The following is a 17,130-nucleotide window of genomic DNA, read 5'->3' as shown; positions in this document are numbered from 1 at the left end:
GCCTTTTGGTGTGCTGCTTTGTGCGTAAAATTACACGGAAACAATCGGCGCTATATATAGCACTTCCGTTGGTGCGCCTGTTACCGAGCCGCCTGGTGCTTCTAAGCTCACTGCTAACGCCGCGATACTTTGATCTAGCAAGATATCTGGTGTCGCGCGCGTGTCGCCATTAACTTCAGGCATCAAGCCGAGAGAAATTGGTGCTTCGCCGTTTGCCGGCACCATCCAAAGCTCATAGTCTTTGTCTGCTAACGCCACAAATGCATCGGTGACCTTAACATTCATGGTTGTGTCAGATACTTCTATTACCCACAATGGCGTGTTATCAGCATTATTGACTACGGCAATATGGGAAACCTCTGGGGTAGGCACAGGTTGCATCAGGAAAAGCAATACGGCTAACACCAATGCAGCAGCTGTGGATATGAACGATAAGTTCTTCCAGCGTTTCTGCTTTTCTTTTTCAAGATCAACTACATTGTCGCTACTGGGTATACTATTAGTAGTCTGACCGACAAACTCTGTATCATTGGCCGCTTTGTGGCCAAGCTTCACTTGTATGCTCTCCCACACGCTGTCAGGTGGTGTCACCGGAGGCAAGGTTTCAGCAAATCCAGTAAGGTATTGCTCCCATTGTGCGGTTGCATCGCTAACAGCCTGATACTGCATCATTAACTTTTGATAGCGCGTACGCGCTTTGCCGCGCAGCGTTCCAACTACATATTCAGCGGCGAGGGCGTTTAATCGCTCTTCTTTTAAATAATTCATAGTGATAGGCACCTCTGCAAGCTTTGCAAGCCTCGTCTTATCCAGCTTTTAATGGTTCCAAGTGGTGACGCCAAGTGAGTTACCACCTCTTGATGCGACATGCCATTCACATAGGCTAATTGGATAGCCTGACGCTGCGGTCCATCAAGTTCATCTAAACAAGAGGCCAACTTTGCTTGCTCTGCCTCTAACTTTATTGATTGTGTGGTTTCCATACCTGACGGTGCGTCATCATTTAATTCGACTTCATTTCTTACGTTGTGATAGCGGATTAAATCGAGCGCACGATAGCGAGCTATACTGACCATCCAGGTAAGTACCGTACCTTTGCCTCGTTGATAATTACCGGCGTTATGCCAAATTTTTATATAGGCGTCTTGTGTGGCTTCGTCAGCGAGTTCAGGGCGTTTCAAAAGCTTTAAAGCAACAGCGTAGAGCTGTGGACTTGTTATCTTATAAAGCTCTGCGAACGCTTTTTTGTCGCCGTCTGCGGTTTTACACAGCAGAGGAAACAGAGTTTCGTGTTCCATTGTTGCTCCTATTTTTATCGTTGTAGTGCGGCCATTTGTTTATTGCTCTAACTATTTGGCGGCTACTTCTTAAAGTAGCATGTTTTATATACAACTGCCTGAATGGTTACCTAATCAATAGACAGCCCCCCAAACAGTAAAGCGTTTATGTATTAATACTTTATTGAAAAGGTAAGGCGCACATTTCTCGGCTCGACAGGGTGATAATGTAAATCCTCAACCCCTTCCTCTGACTCACCAAGAAGTCTAGATGCGTAAAAGTAATCTATATCGTGATCGTCACTGTCTAAGGCGTTGAGCATTTCTAATGTTATGTCCCATGTTGGCTGGCGATAGGCAACTTGAGCATTCACTAAAAATGTTGACGGCGGTGAAATTTCATCGAAGCTTTCTACGGTGCGAGAACTTAAGTAGCGGCCTCGTAGGGTATAGCTGAACCCCAGTTGGTTACTTCTTTGATAGTAGGTTAGTCCTGCACTCACCACACCTGGCACGGTGCCATCAATGTGACGGCCTTCGCCTTCAACGCTGTCGCTAAATCGTGCCTTGGTCCACGCAGCTTCAATGTCTGTTGTTAGGTGATGGCTTATCCAGTAGTAGGCACTCACTTCAATGCCGTGTCGCTCGGAGGGACGACTAGCCTCAGTAAAGCCTGCATCACCAACATATACCAGCTCGCTATCAAGTTCTAAGCGCCACAGGGCAGCAGATAGGTTATAGGTTTTATTATCGGTATAGTTAACGCCCGCTTAATAGCCAAGGCTCTTTACCAATAATGGAGCTGCTTCGGTAGCGTCACCACTTACCGGGTCTATATTAATGGTGGCTCCCCGTGCATCGTTGGAATGAAAGCCCTGCCCAACGTTGGCAAATGCGGTAAGTTGGTCTGATACACTGTACTTCAAGCCTGCTTTAAGGGTAAATAAATCGTCACTTTCGCTTCCTGAATTAGCACCAAGATTGCTGGTAACGTCTACATCTAAGTAATCGTATCTACCTCCTAATGAAAGGCTCAATGCGTCACTTAGCACAATGTTTGACTGGGCAAAAAGTGCATAGCTGTTACTGTCTATTTCGTCTTCTCGGATAGTGCCAAAGCGGGTTAAGTTTTGGGTGCGATACAACCCCACATTATCGATATCGTCGAAACGCCACTGGCCACCTAGGGTAATACTGCTCCCGTTTGTTATTGCCAAGGGCAGGGTAGTGAATATCTCGCCACCGTATATTTTTCTGTCGTCAGCTTGTTCGAACTGATCGCCACGCTCAGGATTATCAAGGAAATAGGTAAAATTAGAGAACAAACTAAGTTCGGTATCTATGACATAAAGCGAAGCATTCCATGTATCACTGGTGTAGTTTGTAGATAAACTATACCGAGAGAATTCACCGCCAACTTGGGTATCGATAGAGCCAAGACGGTCTATTAAGCCGCTTTCAATAGAGCGCTCAGGTACTTGGTCAGCACCGTTCCAGCTATTATCGTAGGCCATTCCTGTAATGGCGAGTTGGCCGTTTAACAAAGGCGTAATATAACGAATATGGACGTTCTTCTTTTTTACGTCTTCGTCTACGTCAGTCCACGGGCCGTCATAGGTTTGATATTCAAAGGCGGTAACGACACGGCTCTCTCCAGCCTCAAAATGGTTTAATGCGACAGCGCGCTTGAATCCATATTCACCTAGGCCTAAAAACAATTGATTCTGTTCAAGGGAGTCTCGCAAGTTGAAGAACGCACCGCCAGCGCTAGAAAAATCGCCTATGTTGGCGTAATAGGTGCCTTTGAAATAGCTAAGGTTGTCAATAAATTCGGGGATAATAAAGTTAAGGTCACTGTAGCCTTGACCGTGTCCGTGGCTTCGCATATTCACTGGCATACCGTCTACACTCACCGTGAAATCAGTGCCATGGTCTAGGTTAAATCCACGCAAAAAGTACTGGTTGGCTTTACCCGAGCCGCTGTGTTGGGTCACCATCATGCCTGGGATGAATTCGAGTATTTCACCGGCGCGCAACATTGGGCGTTCAATCAAGGTGTCACCAGACACCCATCCCTGCGAAGCCGAGATAAACTCTCCGTCTTTTACAGATGAGTCACTACGTACTCGAATATGCTCAATATCACCTTCGGGGTCGTCTAACGCCATTGCAGCGCCCATACCAAGCGAAAATGAGCTAGCGAGAAGTGTTGTTACCAGAGTTTTTGCTGTCACCGTATTTACGTCCATTATCCGTTTGTAATAGCAATAACGATTAACAATGGTTAATGGATGCAAAAAGGTGGAAATCATTTTTCTTTGCCTATTGCATTATTAAATGCCGTTAACTAAGGCTTATGTTGTTTAAGCTATCTGGTGCTTGTGTCAAAATAAACGCTGTTGTTAATGAAGTGAAGAGAAGCCCGTGGCGAGACACGACAGAAAAGCCAAGAAGAAGTCCCCATCATCAAACCCTCTAAAAACGAAGGATGATAAAAACGCGCCCAACTCAGAATCAGACAGTTCATCGCTTGAGCGGGCGGGGTTTGTGCGACGATTGTTGGCAATGATTTACGATACACTAGTAGCCACTGCCGTAGGGATGTGTGCGGCCATGGTCATGATCGTAACGCTGGTGGTTATGCTGAAAAATGGCGCGCTTGACCTACAAGGCTATGCTGAACCTGCCGATCTGATTCAGGCCTCTTTTGTTTATAAGCTGCTTATTCAAACGTGGGTGGGCTTGTGGATAGCTGGGTTTTTCTTGTGGTTCTGGCGCAGGGGCGGGCAAACCCTAGGCATGCGTGCATGGCGTTTGCGAATTTACAGCACGGTTGAAGAGCCAATGACCTGGCCACGCTTGTTCATTCGCCTAATAGCATCGTTAGGTGGTCTAGGCACCTTACTTGTTTTGTTTGATTTTAAAAATAAACAATCACTGCAAGACCGACTGGCAAAGACCGAAGTGCTAAAGTTGACCAAAGAAGCGAACGACCACAAGAGCTGGTAAAGATGCCTTGTAAGACGCTAAAGAATCGGAAAAAAAAGAGGCTGTAAGGCCTCTTTTTTATTAGTTTTGACTGTTGAATCAGACGAGTGTGATAGCTTGATCAACGCCTCAACATTACCCCTGCAATGGCCGCAAACAGTAAGCTAGGCAGTAAGGCGCCAAGGAATGGTGGCAGCTGATAGACTAAACTCACTGGCCCAAATACTTCGTTAAGAATAAAGAAACCGAAGCCTGTCAGTACGCCCATGATCACGCGAGCGCCCATTGTAACGCTACGCAGCGGGCCAAAGATGAACGACAATGCCATTAACAGCATTACGCCTACCGAAATAGGTTGGAATACCTTGCGCCACAAGGCGAGTTGATAACGAGAAGGGTCTTGATCGTTATTTTCTAGGTAGTTCACGTAATCCAGCAGCCCAGTAATAGATAAAGCCTCTGGCTTAACCGCAACAATGCCTAGTTTGTCTGGTGTCAGTGTTGAATTCCAACGCATGCGGTTATTTTCATCTACCGTAACATTCGTTTCAGTAAACTTGGTTACTTCAACGTCGCTTAGCCACCAACCGTCGCCGTCGAAGGCCCCATTTTTAGCGTGAGTAATGCTCTCTAGCGACAAGTCAGGGTTAAAGCTAAATATGCTCACATCTTTGAGAGAGTCTTGGCTTAACACCTGACCTATGCTTACAAATCGGTCGCCATCCTTTGCCCACACCAGCTTATCGGAAGAAAATAAACTACCGCCTGAAATAGCTTCAGTTCTTATCTGTTTTGCCTTGGTTTCACTGTACGGGGTTACCCACTCGCCAACGGCCATCACTAATAAGATCATTACAAGGGTCGACTTCATGGCTGAGTTTATGATGTTCCAGCGGCTCATACCTGCGGCTTGCATCACTACCAATTCGCTATTGCTAGCCAGTACGCCCATACCAATAAGGCCGCCTAGCAATGTTGCCATAGGGAAGAACTGCTCTAAGTCGCGAGCCAAGCTTAGCAATACGTAGATAAAAGCGACCAGCATGTCATAGTCGCCTTCGCCAATTTTTCGCAGCTGTTCTACAAATTTAATAAGTGCGCTTAAGCCAATAAGTACACTAAGCGTAACGGTAATAGTGCCTAACAGCGTACGGGCGATATATAAATCGAGGATCTTAAACATCTACTTTTTCCCCAATATCCAAGCGCGAAGCTCAGTGCCGGTTTTTCTGTCTCGCACAATTAACATGACACCAATTATCAGCATGATGGTGTGCACCCACCATAAGCCAAGCTGAGGTGGCATTTTGCCGTCTTCTAACACTCGTCTACTTGCCAGTAGCAGCAAGAAGTATCCCAAGTAAAGCAGGATGGCAGGGAACATTTTACCAAAGCGGCCCTGACGCGGGTCGACTGCGCTTAGCGGCACAGCAATCAGTACTAAAAATGGAATGGAAAGCGGTATGGCAATACGCCACTGAAGCTCTGCTCTGGCTTCAATACTGTCGTCTTCCCACAGTTCGTTAGTAGGCAGTACACTTACCTTACGACGAGTTTCGTCAGCAGGTTTATCGGCAATCTGAATTTGGTATTCGTCAAATTCTACTTTGCGGAAAGCCTTTTCAGATTGCTTTCCTTCGTACTGTACCCCTTCTTTCAATACAAGGTTTCGCGTGCCGTCAGGGTTATTAGCCACTTCTCCAGTTTGCGCATACACAACGCGCACGTCGCCTTCGCTATCGTCTGTTTGATTTTGCGATAAAAACACACGTTGTAGCTTATCGTTGTTGTCTACATCGTGCACAAAAATAACCGCTTTTTCGTTACCGGTTTGCTGGAATCTACCTGGCATTAACGCTGATATTCCCGCCTCATTTCTGGCTTTTTCTCGCAGCTGATATTCGTTCTCTGCAGCCATTGGCGCGAAATAAAGGGTAATTGCGCCTGTGACTATCATGATAAGTACAGACAAGAACAGCATTACCCGCGTTACATACCATTCACTGATACCACAGGCTCGCATTACGGTCATTTCACTGTCTACATACAGCCTGCCATGTGCCAGCATAATGCCCAAATAGGCGCTGATAGGCAGCACTAGTGAAGAGAGGATAGGGGCATATAAACCTAGGAAGCCAAGCACTAGCCCAGCGGGAATATCACCGTCTGAGGCGTCGCCCAAAACGCGCACAAATCGCAAGGTGACAAAAATTGCCATTAGGATAAAGAAAATCGCTAACTGAGATTTCAGCGTTTCCTTAAGTAAATAGCGGAATATCAGCATCTCAGCCCTTCCGGAAAATTAGGAATTTTAGTGAAAGAAAGCACAATTTTGTTTAAACTTACCGTTTTTACAAGTTTTGCCTGCAATCATAAACCGTTTGCATGGTGTTTTGACGCAAATTTAACCTATATTCAATAGGTCTTTAAGCGTAAATTGCAGCGAACTAAAAAGTTATGCTGCGTATTAAAACATAAAGCAGCGCGAAACGTTACGTGATTTTAGTCATCGTGCAAACCATAAACGACGAAAAGCGAGGTGATATCGTGGAGTTTAGTGTAAAAAGTGGCAGTCCTGAAAAGCAACGCAGCGCATGTATTGTTGTGGGTGTCTTCGAGCCGCGCCGCCTAACGGCAGTGGCTGAACAGCTAGACGAAATCAGTGAAGGTTATATCAGCAACTTGTTACGCCGTGGCGACCTTGAAGGTAAAGCCGGCCAAATGTTGTTGCTACACAATGTGCCAAATGTACTAAGCGAGCGCGTGCTTCTAGTCGGTTGTGGTAAAGAGCGCGAATTAGACGAGCGTCAGTACAAAAACATTATTGCCAAAACCATTCAAACATTGAATGAAACAGGCTCAATGGAAGCGGTATGTTTCCTTACCGAACTTCACGTTAAAGGTCGCGATACCTACTGGAAAGTACGTCAGGCAGTAGAAGCAACTGAAGACACGCTTTACACCTTTATGCAGCTTAAAACCAAGAAAGGCGAACCACGTCGCCCACTGCGTAAAATTGTATTTAACGTACCAACACGCCGTGAACTTACTGTGGGTGAACGTGCAGTTGAACACGGTTTAGCGGTTGCTCGCGGTGCGAAAGTGACCAAAGACGTGGCTAACATGCCGCCAAACATCTGTAACCCAGCGTATCTGTGGCAGCAAGCGCAGGAGCTTGCCAGCCAGTACGACAGCGTAACCGCTGAAGTCGTTGATGAAACCCAAATGGCCGAGCTTGGTATGCAAGCGTATTTGGCTGTTGGCCGTGGTTCAGACAACGAAAGTATGATGAGTATTATGCATCATCGCGGTGGCCCAGCTGATCAAGCCCCAATTGTACTTGTAGGTAAAGGCCTTACGTTCGATTCAGGCGGCATTTCAATTAAGCCAGGCGAAGCCATGGATGAAATGAAGTACGACATGGGGGGGGCTGCCGGCGTACTGGGTACTATGCACACTATCGCGGCGCTGAATCTGCCCATTAACGTTATTGGCGTATTGGCAGGCTGTGAAAACATGCCAGATGGCAAAGCGTACCGCCCGGGTGACATTCTAACGACTATGTCGGGTCAAACCGTTGAAGTGCTAAACACTGATGCGGAAGGCCGTTTGGTATTGTGTGATGCGCTAACTTACGTAGAGCGTTTTGAGCCAGAGCTAGTGATTGACGTAGCCACGTTAACTGGCGCAGCAATTATCGCACTTGGTCACCATGCGACAGCTGTAATGAGCACGCATAACCCGCTTGCTCACGAACTACTTAATGCATCAGAGCAAAGCTCAGATCGCGCATGGCGTTTACCGCTGTGGGACGATTACCAAGAGCAGCTTGAAAGCCCATTTGCCGACATGACGAACCTAGGTGGTCGCCCGGCTGGCTCAATCACCGCAGGTTGTTTCTTGTCGCGCTTCACTAAGAAGTACAACTGGGCTCACCTTGATATTGCCGGTACGGCATGGCGCAGTGGTAAGAACAAAGGTGCAACAGGCCGTCCAGTGCCTATGCTGTCTCAGTTCTTAATGAACCGCGCTGATATCAAGTTAGAGGACTAATCATTCATGCCACAAGTGATATTTTATCAACTTACCAGCAGTGACAATGGCGTGGCAGGTCGCGCCAGTGAAGTTATTGCCTCAGCGTTTGCTAATAAGCAAAAGATTAGCGTGCTGTGTGACACACAGTCGCAAGCTGAAGAAGTTGATGAATTGTTGTGGCAGCTACCGGCTGACCGCTTCGTGCCCCATAACCTTTATGGTGAAGGTCCACAATCGGGAACGCCGGTGGAAATTTGTTGGCGGCCAGAGCAGGTAGCCAGACGACAAATGGTGGTTAATGTGGGGTCCGGTATGGTGCCTTTACCCAACCAGCATCGTCAAATCATCGATTTTGTACCCGTGGACGAGAACGCCAAACAGGCCGCGCGGGTAAGATACAAAAACTATCAGCAAGCTGGATGCAACATGCAGTTCAAATCTGCATAAGTCATTCGCGTTTAGCTTCAATTTGAGAGTGTGTAATGGATAAAACCTTCGAACCGCAGTCCATCGAGCAGCAATGCTACAAGTCATGGGAAGAGGCGGGTTTATTTAAAGCTTCAGGTAGCGGCGACCCTTATTGTATTTTGCTTCCGCCACCAAACGTTACCGGTAGCCTTCACATGGGCCATGGTTTCCAACAAACCATTATGGACGCCTTAACCCGTTATCACCGCATGAAGGGCGACAATACGCTATGGCAAGTGGGTACTGACCACGCCGGTATTGCTACCCAAATGGTGGTAGAACGCCAACTTAACGCTGAAGGCAAGACGCGCCACGATTTAGGTCGCGAAGACTTCATCAAGAAAGTATGGGAATGGAAAGAGCACAGCGGCGGTACGATCACCGGTCAAATGCGCCGTCTAGGTACGTCTCCTGACTGGTCTCGTGAAGTGTTCACCATGGACGAAGACTTGTCTAAAGCCGTAACTGAAGTATTCGTGAAACTACACGAAGAAGGCCTTATTTACCGCGGTAAGCGTTTGGTTAACTGGGATCCAGTGCTTCACACTGCAGTATCTGATCTTGAAGTACTAAACGAAGAAGAAGACGGCCACATGTGGCACATGCGCTACCCACTTGCAGATGGTAGCGGTGAGCTAGTGGTTGCGACAACGCGTCCTGAAACTATGCTAGGTGATACCGCGGTTGCGGTACACCCAGATGACGAGCGTTATCAAGGCTTTATCGGCAAAGAAATTAAGCTACCGATTACTGGCCGTTTGATTCCGGTTATCGCCGATGACTATGTAGATCAAGAATTCGGTACAGGTTGCGTTAAAATCACGCCTGCTCACGACTTTAACGACTACGATATGGGTAAGCGTCATAACTTGCCTATGATCAACATTCTTACCGACGATGCGAAAATTAACGACGAAGCGCCAGAAGCGTATCGCGGTTTAGATCGCTTCGACGCCCGTAAGCAAATTGTTGCTGATTTAGACGCACAAGGCGCATTGGTTAAGATTGAGCCGCACAAGCTTAAAGTGCCGCGCGGCGACAGAACGGGTGCGGTAATTGAACCCTACCTAACTGACCAGTGGTATGTAGCCGTTGAGTCTCTTGCTAAGCCTGCAATTGAAGCGGTTGAAAGCGGCGAAATCCGTTTTGTGCCAGAGAACTGGAACAAGACTTACTACCAGTGGATGCACAACATTCAAGACTGGTGTATTTCACGTCAGCTGTGGTGGGGACACCGCATTCCAGCGTGGTACGACGAAAACGGTAACGTTTTTGTTGGCCGCACCGAAGAAGAAGTACGCGAAAAGCACGGCCTTGGCAGTGACGTAACCCTTTCACAAGATGACGATGTTCTTGATACCTGGTTCTCAAGTGCGCTATGGCCGTTCGCGACCATGGGCTGGCCAGAAGAAACGCCAGATCTTGAAACCTTTGTACCGTCTTCAGTGCTAGTAACTGGCTTTGACATCATCTTCTTCTGGGTTGCCAGAATGATCATGATGACCAAGAAGTTCACTGGCAAGATTCCGTTTAAAGATATTTATATTACCGGCCTTATCCGCGATGAGAACGGTGATAAAATGTCAAAGTCGAAGGGCAACGTGCTCGACCCAATCGACTTGATAGACGGTATTGATATTGAGTCGCTAGTCACTAAACGCACCGCGGGCATGATGCAGCCTCAGCTTGCTGAAAAGATTGCCAAGCGTACCCGTAAACAGTTCCCTGATGGTATTCAGGCCTACGGTACAGACGCATTGCGCTTTACCTTTGCCGCTATGGCGTCAACCAGCCGCGATATCAACTTTGACATGGCCCGTGTTGAAGGCTACCGCAACTTCTGTAACAAAATTTGGAATGCATCGCGTTTCGTATTGATGAACACAGAAGAGCACGATACAGGTCGCGACGGTGGTGAAATGGTACTTAGCATGGCCGATCGCTGGATTTGGGCTAAGTTCCAACAAACGCTGGTTGAATTTGAAAAAGCGCTTGAAGACTACCGTTTCGACATTGCTGCGCAAACCGTTTACGAGTTCACCTGGAACCAGTTCTGTGACTGGTATCTAGAACTTACTAAGCCAGTGCTTAACAATGACGCCAGCACCGAAGCTGAAAAGCGCGGCACACGTCATACGCTTATTAACGTACTTGAAAGCTTGCTTCGCTTGTTGCATCCGCTCATGCCATTTATCACCGACACTATTTGGCAGCGCGTTGTGCCACTAAGTGCACTTAAAGTGGAAGAGGGCGCAAGCATTATGGTTCAGGCATTCCCTGAAGTAGATGCAGCGAAACAAGACGACAAAGTACTTGCTGATATCGAGTGGGTGAAGAAGTTTATCGTGGGTATTCGTAATATCCGTGGTGAAATGGATATCTCGCCAAACAAACCACTTAATGCGCTACTTAAAAACGTAAGCGACGAAGACGCGCGTCGTCTTGATGCGGCTAAGGCATTCCTCGATAAGCTTTCTAAGCTTGAAACCGTAACTATATTAAAAGACGGTGAAGAAGCGCCAGCCAGTGCAACAGCGCTTGTGGGCGAGATGGAAATTCTTATCCCAATGGCAGGGCTTATCGACAAGGACGCAGAGCTTGCTCGTATTACTAAAGCCATGGAGAAAATCGAGAAAGATGTATCTCGTACTCGTGGCAAGTTGGGTAATGAGAAGTTCGTAAGTAATGCGCCAGAAGCGGTAATTGAAAAGGAACGGGCTAAGTTGGAAGAGGGTGAAAAAGCCCTAGCCAAACTTAAAGAGCAGTTCGAGACCATTAAAGCGCTTTAAGTGCAGCCCCTAAAACGGGGGGGATCGATACAAATTAGAAGGGTTACCGAAAGGTAACCCTTTTTTATTAGCAATTGAACAGGCCCTATACATAGCGCGTTTGTTCGAAGCCGTTCCTGCATTCCCACACTTCGCTAGGAAGCTTGCCAGCGCCTACTGAGCGGGCAATTATTTATGCGAATTGGTATAAGAACTTATCTTTACGTTCGCGTTTAGCGCTGTTTGCCTAAGTACTGTTTTAACATGCCTATCAATGATTTTTGCTTTATCGGCTTGGTGAGATAGTCGTTCATACCCGCGTCTATCGCGCTTTGTTTATCTTCCTTCATTGCATTGGCCGAAAGGCCGATAATAGGTACGCCAGTAAAGCCTTTTTCGCGGAGTTGTGTGGTTGCCTCATAACCGTCCATCACCGGCATTTGTACATCCATCAATATTAGGTCGTACTGCGGGGCATTTTCTACTTTTTGCACGGCTTGCTTGCCGTCTTCTGCAATATCGAAAGTAAGCCCAAGATTGGTAAGCATTTCTCCGGTGACGAGTTGATTTATATTATTGTCTTCCACTAATAGAACGTGGCCTTCTAGCGACGTTGCTTCCGCTTCTTCACTAAAATGATGTCCATCATAACTTGCATCTTTAGATATCACCTGATGAACAAAACGCTCAAATTGCGCAGGTGTGAATGGATGCATGATAAGTGGGCCTTTCCATAGCGTGTCATATTTAGCTTGTAGCGCGCTGCCTGCACTTTCCATTACCAGGCCTACCGACTTCCCTTTTTCTAGCAAGGCGTTTAACCAAGCAATATTCTGTCTGAATTCACTGAACTCATGGATATCTACAATGACATGTTCAGGTAAAGCGGCGATATTTTTGGCATCTTCTATTGATAGCGTTGATTTAGTCGGCAGCTGTATCTGGTTGCAATAAGCCGCAGGCAGCAATGCTGCTTCAGTAATATAAAGGCTATCAACAGGTAGCTGAGGTGTTTGTTCAAGCACGCCTGGTTGGTTTTTAAATGCTTTCAGCGGTAGTTCAACTTCAAACGTACTGCCTTTTCCCATAGTAGAAGTGGCATCAAGGCGGCCGTTCATAAGTTCAGTAAGCTGGCTTACAATCGCAAGGCCTAGTCCGGTACCGCCGTATTTTCTGTTGGTTGAACCGTCTGCTTGAGTGAAAGGCTTAAATATTCTATCTAGCTGGGCTGCACTCATACCTATGCCGGAATCGGTGATTCGCATGGTAAGGTTTAACAGGTTCCCTTTTTCGTTCAAGTTGCCATCAAACTCAATATCTATACGCCCTTGCTCGGTGAACTTCACAGCATTGTTGCCTATATTCATAATTATTTGGGCAATACGCAGTGGGTCGCCAATTACTTGCGGAGGTATCTTTGGGTTTACCGTAAAGTGCACCGATAAGTTCTTTTCTTTTGCGCGTAGTGCAATGACTGCAATGAGGTTGTCGAACAGTGAATGCAAAGAAAAGCTCACTTCCTCAATCTTCAATTTACCCGCTTCAATTTTTGAGAAGTCGAGAATATCGTTAATTACGCTCAATAATATTTGCCCAGAATACGCCGCCTTGTCGAGATACCCTTTAACAGTAGTGGACAGCTCTTGCTGTTGCGCCAGTTCTATAAGTCCGATAATGCCATTCATCGGCGTACGTATTTCGTGGCTCATATTGGCTAAAAACATACTCTTTGACGCGGTTGCTTGCTCCGCTTTTATTTTCGCCTCAGTAATCGCTTTATTTAAGCTTTCAAGCTGCGAATTCATGGTTCTTGCTTCATCTAGCAGTTTTTCTGTCTCTCGGTTTTTATCACTAAAAACAAGCGCCGCTTTTGCTAGCTTGCCAATCTCATCTTTTCGGCTGCTGCCAGGAATATTGGAAATTTGTACGCCTTGGGCAAGCTTGTTGAAAACTTGAGTGATAGAGCGGATAGGGCCCAATATGCGAAACATGGCAAACAGCGCTGCTGAGAGAGCGAGTAGAATGGCAACAAGAGAAAATAACTCTCCGTTACGCTGTGTACTTTCAGCCAGTGTGTAGGTGCGTTGAGTCGCAATTTCAGAGTTTGTGGTTACTTTCTTGGCCAGCTCACCGCTTAAATAGAGGAATTCATTGGCAGAACCCGCCATGACTACGTTAACCAAGAATAAATTACCTTGGGTTATCTGGGTTAGCTTTACGAAATCGGCTTTAATTTTTTCCGACAATCGCTCCACTCTTTCCTGAAGGGAAGTATTTTTCGTTAGCGTTAATTTTCGTAGTGAATCTGCGGCTTCGTTGAATGCTCGAATAAAACCCATGTCGGGTTTCATCAGATATTTCAACATCGCATTTTCTGCCCGAATAAGAAGCGTCTTTGCCTGTTCTTCAGAGGCAGCAGAGATATCTCCGTTTGTTTTAGCGTCACTCAATATCTTTTCCAGTAACGTAATATCAGATAGGGTGCCTCTTGCTATAAGGTTATCCCTTTCAGAGCGCGCATCGACAACTTGAGTAAAATTCTCCTGATAGGCGTTAAGGTGCTCCTTCATTCTTGAAAGGATATGGTTGTCTTCCTGTATTTCCTTGTCTTCGTCTACCAGGGCTAACTTGTCGAGTTTGGTGTTAATAGTCACCATGAGTCGACTGAAGCGAGTAATGGCTGATTTGCTCGCATTCTCTTTGAATATGAGCACGTTGCGCTGTAAGTCCACCACATCCCGTTCAAGTTCCTTAACAAGTGCAACATCAACTACTGCCTTTGACGCTGATGCCACGCCTTTGTTTAGGACTTCTTGGTTTTCTCTAGCAATAAACCCCTGTGCCAATATAAGCGCTATAAGAGCGAGTAGCACGGTGATAAGCTGAATTCGAATTGACGATAACATGTGAACTAAAAAAGCCTTATTCCATTAACGTTATGAGTTTTTACTTAACGCAACATTATGCAGTGATGAATTCGTACCACTTCTGCAAACTGTATTCGTAGGTTGGCATAACGGTATTCCATACGGCAACATTACTAAAACGCTCTTCATAACTCCCACCAGTGCGCTGGGCGCCTTGTCTAACACTAATATTTCCGTCGGGCCCTTTAAGCGGCTCTGATGCTACTTGCCCTTTGTACCAGTAATTCCATTCGGCGTCTGAAAGATATTGAGCTGAACGTTTAGGGTTGGAAATATAATAGCCCTGTCTGGCAATAAATGCGCCAGGCCACCCCGACAGCCACCAATTCATATATTCGTAAGCCACGTCCTTTATTCTACCTTGTGTGGCAGAGGACATGCACATTACACCGTGCCATCCGCGATAGCCTTCTTTCGGAGCTGCAAACGTAACCGGAATATCTTGACCGTTCAGTGCAGAGACCGCAGGCGAAAACATGCTTTCGATTGCAACCCGTCCACTTTTCATGAACTCTACAGATTCAGGGACCGAGGTCCAGAATCCATTGAAATGGTTTAACTGATTCAACTCTATAAGTAAGCTAAACAAATCATCAAGCTCATACTCGGTCATGGCACCGATATCTTGGAATTGAATGAATCCTTTAGCTTGTGCGGCAAGTGCTAAATCGAAAAGTCCGATAGTGGGGTCGTTAACTATGCCCACTTTTCCTGAATAGCGACTGTCTAAAAGCCAGCCCCAGCTTTCTTCTTGCCCTTGCAGTTCTTTGGGTAACTTTGATGTGTCATAGCCAAAAGAGTCAACATTGTGCACATAAGGTAAAAAACTAATTGTGTCAGTATGGTTGGCGCCTAGAGTGCCGTCGTCCTGTACGTTAATAATTTTATGAGGTGCGTCGCCAGCGCCCATTCGCGCGTTCTCGGTAAGTTTTCCAGTTTTGCTTAAATCGTTTATTTCTTCCCAATACTGAAGGCGTTTCTTCTCTATGGGCTGAATAGCATGAGCGCGCCACAATACATTAATGCTATTAGACCACTGCTCATAAAGGTCGAATGACGTGGGGTTCATCGACGCCTTTTGAAGAACGGTTGCACTGCCACCCGGCTCGAACTCAATATTAATGCCTAAGTCTTCCATGGCGCGCTGACGAATGGCTTCTTGAAGCGTGACATGAGTGCCTAATACGCGCAGCGTCGGTTTTTCTTTTCCGATTGAAAAAGGGGTAATGCCCGCAGTAAGGCCAAAGGCGAGACCGCCCTTTAATAAGGTACGGCGCTGGAAAGAAGAAGCGACGTTTTTATCTGAGTTTGAAGGCATTAACGTACGTCCATAGTAAACGATGACCCTCCATCATTCTGGCATCTATTTCATAGAGTTACCAAAAAATGTTACCTCATAGTTAAAAATAAAACGCTGCTTTGACATATTTGGTAACACATCAAAATTAGCGAGTAGTTAAATTTTGTATTATAAAGATATCAAAATGATATCAAAGGTGAGTGATATGAAAGAAAAGAAAGGGTTTTCGGTAAACGGTTATTTGATGATCTGTATTTTGCTAGTCGCACAGGCTGCTACGTTTTTCTATGCAGTGTCGGGTAACCCCGAAGCTGGTTTAATTCTAAGCGTTTTAGTGGGAAGTTTGTGGTTGGGCTATTTCATGGTGCAACCCAACCAAGCTAAGGTCATGACGTTTTTCGGCAGCTATGTAGGTACTGTCTCTGATGTTGGATTACGCTGGACAATTCCTTTGTTCCGTAGAGCTAATATTTCTTTGCGCATAAGAAACTTTGAAAGTGCCAGAATTAAAGTTAACGACAATCAAGGAAACCCCATTGAAATCGCCTCTATTGTCGTGTGGAAAGTGAGCGATACTGCTGAAGCAATGTTTGACGTAGACGATTACGAAAGTTTTGTGCGAATTCAAAGTGAGTCCGCAATCCGCAATATGGCAAGTAGCTTTCCTTACGATCCTCGTGACGACGAGCAAGCGGAAGTTGCACTTCGTAGCCACCCGATAGAGATATCAGCGCGTTTACAAGAAGAGATCCAGGCTCGCCTTGCGAAAGCTGGGATCACAATTTTGGAGTCTCGTATCAGCCACCTTGCCTACGCGCAAGAAATCGCTAGTGCCATGCTACAGCGTCAACAGGCATCAGCTATTGTGGCTGCCCGGAAGCAAATTGTAGATGGTGCTGTGGGAACGGTAGAAATGGCACTTCAGCGATTAAATGAAAAGGGTGTAGTAGAGCTTGATGAAGAGCGTAAAGCGACGATGATCAGTAATTTATTAGTTGTGCTTTGTGGTGATAAGTCGACGCAACCGGTTATTAATACAGGTACAATCTACTAGCTCGTTTTTTTAATTTAAGTTTGAAATTGTAGTGCCGCAGCGATGCACTGCGGCACATAAGGTTTGTGATTTTGGCAAAGAAAAAAGCGTATCCACTTAGGATAAATGAAAATGTACTTGCCGCCATGGAGCGATGGGCTGCCGATGACTTGCGCAGTGTAAATGCGCAAATAGAGTATGTATTAAGACAAGCGCTAGTGAAGCAGGGAAGAGTGAAGCTGGTAGAAAAAGTTGTAGTAGAGGTTGAAGAAATAGACTCCAATCAAAAAGATAACTGAACGCGAAATAGCAGGGTATCAGCTATCTTTTCGAT

12 protein-coding genes and 1 pseudogene are annotated in these 17,130 nt (G+C 46.1%); 6 read left to right on the top strand and 7 right to left on the bottom strand.

What is annotated here, in order from left to right:
* Positions 1-30: 30 nt before the first annotated feature.
* From NO989_RS07985 to NO989_RS07975, 3 genes and pseudogenes are all read right to left on the bottom strand, one after another.
* The gene (locus tag NO989_RS07985; RefSeq protein ID WP_049588265.1) at positions 31-768 is read right to left on the bottom strand and encodes an anti-sigma factor domain-containing protein; all 738 of its coding nucleotides are present in this window, start codon (positions 766-768) and stop codon (positions 31-33) included.
* A complete protein-coding gene (locus tag NO989_RS07980; RefSeq protein WP_156086877.1) occupies positions 765-1,298 on the bottom strand; it encodes a sigma-70 family RNA polymerase sigma factor in 534 nt (177 codons plus the stop codon). The genes NO989_RS07985 and NO989_RS07980 overlap by 4 nt, the downstream gene beginning before the upstream one ends.
* Before the next feature lie 152 nt (positions 1,299-1,450).
* A pseudogene (locus NO989_RS07975) lies at positions 1,451-3,526 on the bottom strand (TonB-dependent receptor).
* A 175-nt stretch (positions 3,527-3,701) separates the two neighbouring features.
* Here NO989_RS07975 and NO989_RS07970 point away from each other — a divergent pair.
* Positions 3,702-4,286, top strand: coding sequence for an RDD family protein (locus NO989_RS07970; RefSeq protein ID WP_014950605.1), 585 nt, complete (start codon positions 3,702-3,704; stop codon positions 4,284-4,286).
* Positions 4,287-4,386: 100 nt separating this feature from the next.
* On the opposite strand, the gene lptG is transcribed toward NO989_RS07970, so the two are convergent.
* Positions 4,387-5,448, bottom strand: a complete 1,062-nt coding sequence (gene lptG / locus NO989_RS07965; RefSeq protein WP_014950604.1) for an LPS export ABC transporter permease LptG — start codon at positions 5,446-5,448, stop codon at positions 4,387-4,389.
* A complete protein-coding gene (gene lptF / locus NO989_RS07960; protein ID WP_049588260.1) occupies positions 5,449-6,549 on the bottom strand; it encodes an LPS export ABC transporter permease LptF in 1,101 nt (366 codons plus the stop codon).
* Between the two features lie 263 nt (positions 6,550-6,812).
* On the opposite strand from lptF, the gene pepA reads away from it, so the two are divergent.
* Genes pepA through NO989_RS07945 form a run of 3 tightly spaced genes read left to right on the top strand, consistent with a single transcriptional unit; the run spans position 6,813 to position 11,557 of the window.
* Positions 6,813-8,318, top strand: coding sequence for a leucyl aminopeptidase (pepA, locus tag NO989_RS07955; protein ID WP_014999437.1), 1,506 nt, complete (start codon positions 6,813-6,815; stop codon positions 8,316-8,318).
* A 6-nt stretch (positions 8,319-8,324) separates the two neighbouring features.
* Positions 8,325-8,747 (top strand): DNA polymerase III subunit chi, encoded by a 423-nt coding sequence (locus tag NO989_RS07950; RefSeq protein ID WP_371342352.1) that lies wholly within the window; start codon positions 8,325-8,327, stop codon positions 8,745-8,747.
* A 35-nt stretch (positions 8,748-8,782) separates the two neighbouring features.
* A complete protein-coding gene (locus NO989_RS07945) occupies positions 8,783-11,557 on the top strand; it encodes a valine--tRNA ligase (RefSeq protein WP_014980190.1) in 2,775 nt (924 codons plus the stop codon).
* 212 nt (positions 11,558-11,769) lie between these two features.
* On the opposite strand, the gene NO989_RS07940 is transcribed toward NO989_RS07945, so the two are convergent.
* Positions 11,770-14,442: an ATP-binding protein gene (locus NO989_RS07940; RefSeq protein WP_371342351.1), complete on the bottom strand. Its 2,673-nt coding sequence runs from the start codon at positions 14,440-14,442 to the stop codon at positions 11,770-11,772.
* A gap of 55 nt (positions 14,443-14,497) precedes the next feature.
* Complete coding sequence (locus NO989_RS07935; protein WP_269350658.1) at positions 14,498-15,781, bottom strand: PotD/PotF family extracellular solute-binding protein; 1,284 nt, start codon at positions 15,779-15,781, stop codon at positions 14,498-14,500.
* A gap of 187 nt (positions 15,782-15,968) precedes the next feature.
* On the opposite strand from NO989_RS07935, the gene NO989_RS07930 reads away from it, so the two are divergent.
* Positions 15,969-16,817, top strand: a complete 849-nt coding sequence (locus NO989_RS07930) for an SPFH domain-containing protein (protein WP_014980187.1) — start codon at positions 15,969-15,971, stop codon at positions 16,815-16,817.
* 71 nt (positions 16,818-16,888) lie between these two features.
* Positions 16,889-17,095, top strand: coding sequence for a hypothetical protein (locus NO989_RS07925; RefSeq protein WP_014980186.1), 207 nt, complete (start codon positions 16,889-16,891; stop codon positions 17,093-17,095).
* The last annotated feature ends 35 nt before the right edge of the window (positions 17,096-17,130 follow it).

It is taken from the genome of Alteromonas sp. DY56-G5 (genome assembly GCF_041414725.1).
Lineage (GTDB): Bacteria > Pseudomonadota > Gammaproteobacteria > Enterobacterales > Alteromonadaceae > Alteromonas > Alteromonas macleodii.
The sequence above is the reverse complement of the archived record's forward strand: the minus strand, read 5'-3'. Positions and strand labels throughout refer to the sequence as shown.

Coding starts and splice junctions, on each gene's coding strand:
- NO989_RS07985 (WP_049588265.1), bottom strand. CDS start 768: ATGAATTATTTAAAAGAAGAGCGATTAAACGCCCTCGCCGCTGAATAT.
- NO989_RS07930 (WP_014980187.1), top strand. CDS start 15,969: ATGAAAGAAAAGAAAGGGTTTTCGGTAAACGGTTATTTGATGATCTGT.
- NO989_RS07940 (WP_371342351.1), bottom strand. CDS start 14,442: ATGTTATCGTCAATTCGAATTCAGCTTATCACCGTGCTACTCGCTCTT.
- NO989_RS07980 (WP_156086877.1), bottom strand. CDS start 1,298: ATGGAACACGAAACTCTGTTTCCTCTGCTGTGTAAAACCGCAGACGGC.
- lptG (WP_014950604.1), bottom strand. CDS start 5,448: ATGTTTAAGATCCTCGATTTATATATCGCCCGTACGCTGTTAGGCACT.
- NO989_RS07945 (WP_014980190.1), top strand. CDS start 8,783: ATGGATAAAACCTTCGAACCGCAGTCCATCGAGCAGCAATGCTACAAG.
- lptF (WP_049588260.1), bottom strand. CDS start 6,549: ATGCTGATATTCCGCTATTTACTTAAGGAAACGCTGAAATCTCAGTTA.
- NO989_RS07950 (WP_371342352.1), top strand. CDS start 8,325: ATGCCACAAGTGATATTTTATCAACTTACCAGCAGTGACAATGGCGTG.
- NO989_RS07935 (WP_269350658.1), bottom strand. CDS start 15,781: ATGCCTTCAAACTCAGATAAAAACGTCGCTTCTTCTTTCCAGCGCCGT.